This is a genomic window from Burkholderia sp. 8Y (genome assembly GCF_902506145.1).
Classification (GTDB): Bacteria; Pseudomonadota; Gammaproteobacteria; order Burkholderiales; family Burkholderiaceae; genus Caballeronia.
In genome coordinates this window covers 1-4,311 of the sequence record NZ_LR733546.1, presented here as the reverse complement: position 1 = coordinate 4,311, position 4,311 = coordinate 1, and the positions used below count along the sequence as shown (strand labels likewise).

At 63.8% G+C, this 4,311-nt stretch carries 4 protein-coding genes and 1 pseudogene; 2 read left to right on the top strand and 3 right to left on the bottom strand.

The window, feature by feature from the left end; genetic code table 11:
- The 3 genes from GV035_RS27555 to GV035_RS27545 all read right to left on the bottom strand — a co-directional run.
- On the bottom strand, nucleotides 1–361 hold a 361-nt coding region (locus GV035_RS27555), incomplete at its 3' end, for a citrate/2-methylcitrate synthase (protein ID WP_328699821.1).
- Nucleotides 362–471: 110 nt separating this feature from the next.
- Nucleotides 472–1,464 (bottom strand): HpcH/HpaI aldolase/citrate lyase family protein, encoded by a 993-nt coding sequence (locus GV035_RS27550; protein WP_159839047.1) that lies wholly within the window; start codon nucleotides 1,462–1,464, stop codon nucleotides 472–474.
- A 163-nt stretch (nucleotides 1,465–1,627) separates the two neighbouring features.
- The gene (locus GV035_RS27545; RefSeq protein WP_159839045.1) at nucleotides 1,628–2,614 is read right to left on the bottom strand and encodes a malate dehydrogenase; all 987 of its coding nucleotides are present in this window, start codon (nucleotides 2,612–2,614) and stop codon (nucleotides 1,628–1,630) included.
- A 596-nt stretch (nucleotides 2,615–3,210) separates the two neighbouring features.
- Here GV035_RS27545 and GV035_RS27540 point away from each other — a divergent pair.
- A complete protein-coding gene (locus tag GV035_RS27540) occupies nucleotides 3,211–4,017 on the top strand; it encodes a GntR family transcriptional regulator (RefSeq protein WP_159839043.1) in 807 nt (268 codons plus the stop codon).
- Between the two features lie 177 nt (nucleotides 4,018–4,194).
- Nucleotides 4,195–4,311, top strand: a pseudogene (locus tag GV035_RS27535) (succinate dehydrogenase, cytochrome b556 subunit); the annotation flags it as partial.

Below are 4,311 nucleotides of genomic sequence, written 5' to 3'. Positions count from 1 at the left end.
TCGTGCCGAGCACGGAGACGCCGGTGCGCATCACGTCCATCGGATGCGCGGACGCCGGAATCCATTCCAACGCGGCCTTCAGGCTCGCGGGCAGGCCGCGCAGCGCCTTGAGCTTGGTCTTGTATGCCTTCAGCTCCGCGACGTTAGGCAGCTTGCCATGCACGAGCAGATACGCGATTTCTTCGAACTCGGACGTGGTCGCAACATCCAGAATGTCGTAGCCGCGATAGTGCAGGTCGTTGCCGGTCTTGCCGACGGTACACAACGCGGTATTGCCCGCTGTCACGCCCGACAGCGCGACGGATTTCTTCGGCTTGAATGCGCCGGCTGCGGGCGCGTCGCTCGATACGGTGTCGCTCATTGCTTCAAGTCTCCTGTGAACGCCCGTTCGGCGGCGTTGTCTCTTTCGCTCGAAACGCGCGCCGGGCTTGCGCTCGCGCGGTGTGACCAAAGGCTTGTGTCCGCTTGCATCTAGTTCCCGCCGAAAAACGGCGCGCATTCGTCGGGCAGCGCGTGTCCGGTCGCCTGCGCCCGGCGCAGCACCGACCAGTAATAGCGATAACTCGCGCGATCGTGCAGCGTGTCGCCGTGGCGCGTCGGGCCCCACTGCGCGCGCTGCGCCGCGAGCAGAATCTCGGCGGCCAGCGTGATTTCGTCGGCGCGCGGCGAGAAAGCCTCGACGATCGGCCGAATCTGCTCGGGATGAATGCTCCACATGCGCGTGTAGCCGCACTCGTTGCGGGCGCGCGCGGCGTCGTTCGCGACGACCGTCATGTCGCGCACTTCCGTCGACACGTTATGCGACGGCACCCGGCCGTGCGCGTGACATGCGGCCGCAATCTCCAGCTTCGCACGGCGCACGAGCGGATGATCGAACTGGCCGGGCGAGCGCATCGCGGTATCCGGAATGGCGCCGTTGTGCGCCGACACGAAGTCCATGAGCCCGAAGCTCAGCGACTCCACGCCGGGCAGCGCGGCCAGTTCGAAGACTTGCGCGAGCGCGCCATGCGTTTCGACGAGCACATGACACGGCACGGGCTGGGCGATGCCCAGTTCGCGGCGCGTTGCCTCGACGAACGCGACCATTTCGGCGGCATCGGAGACGCTGCGGATCTTCGGCAGCATCACATAGGCCGGCGCTTGCTTCGCCTGACGCAGAATGATGCGTATGTCGTCGCGCCACGCGCGATGCGCGAAGTCGTGGATGCGCACGCCGACGCGGCCGAAGCGGTCGTCCTCGCCGCCAACGAACGACGCCACCATCGCCGCGTGCTCGGCTTCCTGGCCGACCTGCGCGCCGTCTTCGCAATCGAGCGTGATGTCGAACACCGGGCCGAGTTGCGCCTGCAACGCGAGCGACTTCCTGATCAGCTTCTCGCTGCCCGCGTAGTGATCGCAGGGCGGCAGAACTGCGGGTTGCGGCTCGCCGTCAAACAGCACGTCGGCGGGGGTGAGAGCGGGCATTGTCGGCGTCGGGTCCGAAGGAAAAGTGAATTCGATGCTGCTCGTGCTTCTGATTCGGCCGCGCTCGCAAGGCACAGGAACGCGGCAAACGCGGCCGGATCAGGCGCGAACCTTGACGTTCGCGCTGAAGGGAAGCGCGTGCGCTTCCCTTGTGCCGCCGTGCTTACTTGCCCAGCAGATGCGCGACGCCGTCGCGTTCTTCGAGCAGTTCGTTCAGCGTGCCGTCCATCTTTTCGCGCGAGAACGCGTCGATTTCCAGACCTTCGACGCGCTTGTACTCGCCGTTTTCGCAGGTGACGGGCACGCCGTAGATGATGTCTTCCGGAATGCCGTACGAGCCGTCCGACGGAATGCCCATGGTGACCCACTTGCCGTTGGTGCCGAGCACCCAGTCGCGCACGTGGTCGATTGCCGCGTTAGCCGCCGATGCCGCCGACGACAGGCCGCGCGCTTCGATGATCGCGGCGCCGCGCTTGCCGACGGTCGGGATGAACGTGTTGCGGTTCCACTCGTCGTCGTTGATGAGCTTGGTCAGGCTTTCGCCTTCGGCGGTCGCGAAGCGGAAGTCCGGGTACATGGTCGGCGAGTGGTTGCCCCACACGGCGAGCTTTTCGATGGACGCCACCGGCTTGCCCGACTTGGCCGCCAGTTGCGACAGCGCGCGATTGTGGTCCAGACGCAGCATGGCGGTGAAATTCTTCTTCGGCAGGTCCGGTGCCGACTTCATCGCGATGTAGGCGTTCGTGTTCGCCGGATTGCCGACGACCAGCACCTTCACGTCGCGGCTCGCGACTTCGTTCAGAGCCTTGCCCTGAACCGTGAAGATTTCGGCGTTCGCCGAAAGCAGGTCCTTGCGCTCCATGCCCTTGGAACGCGGACGCGCGCCGACGAGCAGCGCGACATCGGCGTCCTTGAACGCGACCTTGGGATCGTCTGTGACGACGACGCCCGCGAGCAGCGGGAACGCGCAGTCTTCCAGTTCCATCACGACGCCCTTCACGGCGGCTTGCGCTTGCGGCAGATCGAGCAACTGAAGAATCACGGGCTGGTCTTTGCCGAGCAGATCGCCGTTGGCGATGCGAAACAGCAGCGAGTAGCCGATTTGACCTGCGGCGCCGGTGACGGCAACGCGCTTTGCGGACTTAGCCATTGAAACTCTCCTGGACGGTGCGTGGAACGCTAGGGAAAAACGCCATTTTATGCGCGTTACGCGAAGCGTTGATGATGTCATGCCGGTCATGCCGCCCGCCGATGGCTGAGAGCCTTCCTCCACGCGGGCCGCGGCACGATGTATGGTTCGGCGCGTTCCCGCAAGGCTGCGTGCGGCATGACCGTCATGCCATGAATTCTTCAATGAGCGTGAAGCGTGCGGGACTGCGCGACGAGGCGCGTTTTCGCTAGAGTCTGACGGCAAGCGCCCATTCGAGACGGCGCTGGACGTTGCGAGGCGGTAGGCAGGCAGCGGCGCGCGAATCGTGTGGCCGATCGGCGTAAGGCGAAGCGAAAGGGCGTGCCTGGCGGTTTGTGACGTGGGACCGGCGCGTTCGGGCGACGGCCGTTCCGGCAAAAACCGCCGGAAGAGATTGCGCCGAACGAACGTTTTTCGCGCTGCGCGACGACCCGCAAACCCTTGCTCGACAAGGAGTGTAGGATTGCCCGCAGGCAAAGTCAATACTATCTTATGTCTTATATAAGACATAGGATCCTGCGTGAAATTGTGGACGCGCAACAGCCGTTTGTGTTGAAATGCGCGGCATGAATTCGAACGCGCCAAACTCGGCGGGCACGCCCCCACAGAACGGCAGCGCACAGGCGGGCGAGCCCGCGGGCGCGCCGTCGCCGACGTTTAGCCCGCTGTATCAGCAAATCAAGGCGCTCATCACGCAGGGCCTCGAATCCGGCGAATGGAAGCCGGGCGAGATCATCCCGAGCGAGGTCGAGCTTGCCGCCCGCTACAAGGTGAGCCAGGGGACGGTCCGAAAGGCCATCGACGAGCTTGCTGCCGACAATCTGCTCGTTCGCCGGCAGGGCAAAGGCACGTTCGTTGCGACGCACAGCGAAGATCGCGTGCAATTTCGCTTCCTGCGCCTTCTGCCCGACGATGGCGACATCCATCCCCATGTCAGCCGCCTGCTCGAATGCCGACGCCTGCGCGCGCCCGCTGAAATCGCGCGCCAGCTCGATCTCAAGCCCGCCGATCCCGTCGTTGTTATCAAGCGTTTGTTGCAATTCGATGGCGTGACCACGGTTCTGGACGAAATCTGGCTGCCGGGCGCCGTGTTTCGCGGCCTTACGGCGGAGCGCCTTGCCGACTACAAAGGCCCGCTCTACGCGATGTTCGAAACCGAATTCGGCACGCGCATGATTCGCGCGTCCGAAAAGATTCGGGCGGTCGCGGCGGACGAGCCGGTCGCGCAATTGCTGGGCGTTCAGCCGGGCTTTCCGTTGTTGTCGGTCGAACGCATTTCGTACACCTACGGCGATCGTCCAGTGGAAGTGCGGCGCGGCTGGTACGTGACGACCGGCTATTACTATCAGAACGACTTGAGTTGAGTGGAGTCGGGCGGATCGGATTCAGAGCCGCGTGCGTGAGAGCGCCGGCAAGGGCATTCATTCGAGGGCGTTATTTTCGCGTGGGCGGCAACAGTCTCTTGGGCCGCTTTTCGCTGCGGCGCGAAATGAAAAGGCGCTAAAATCGCGGGTTAGTGTAATAACAAGTTGGGGTCTAGCATGGCTGAAGCCGTAAAAAAACCAAGGCCCGAGTACCGGAACATCGGGCTTGGACAGATCGCGAAGTATCGCTTGCCGTGGGCGGGCAAGGTGTCCATCCTGCATCGCATCAGCGGT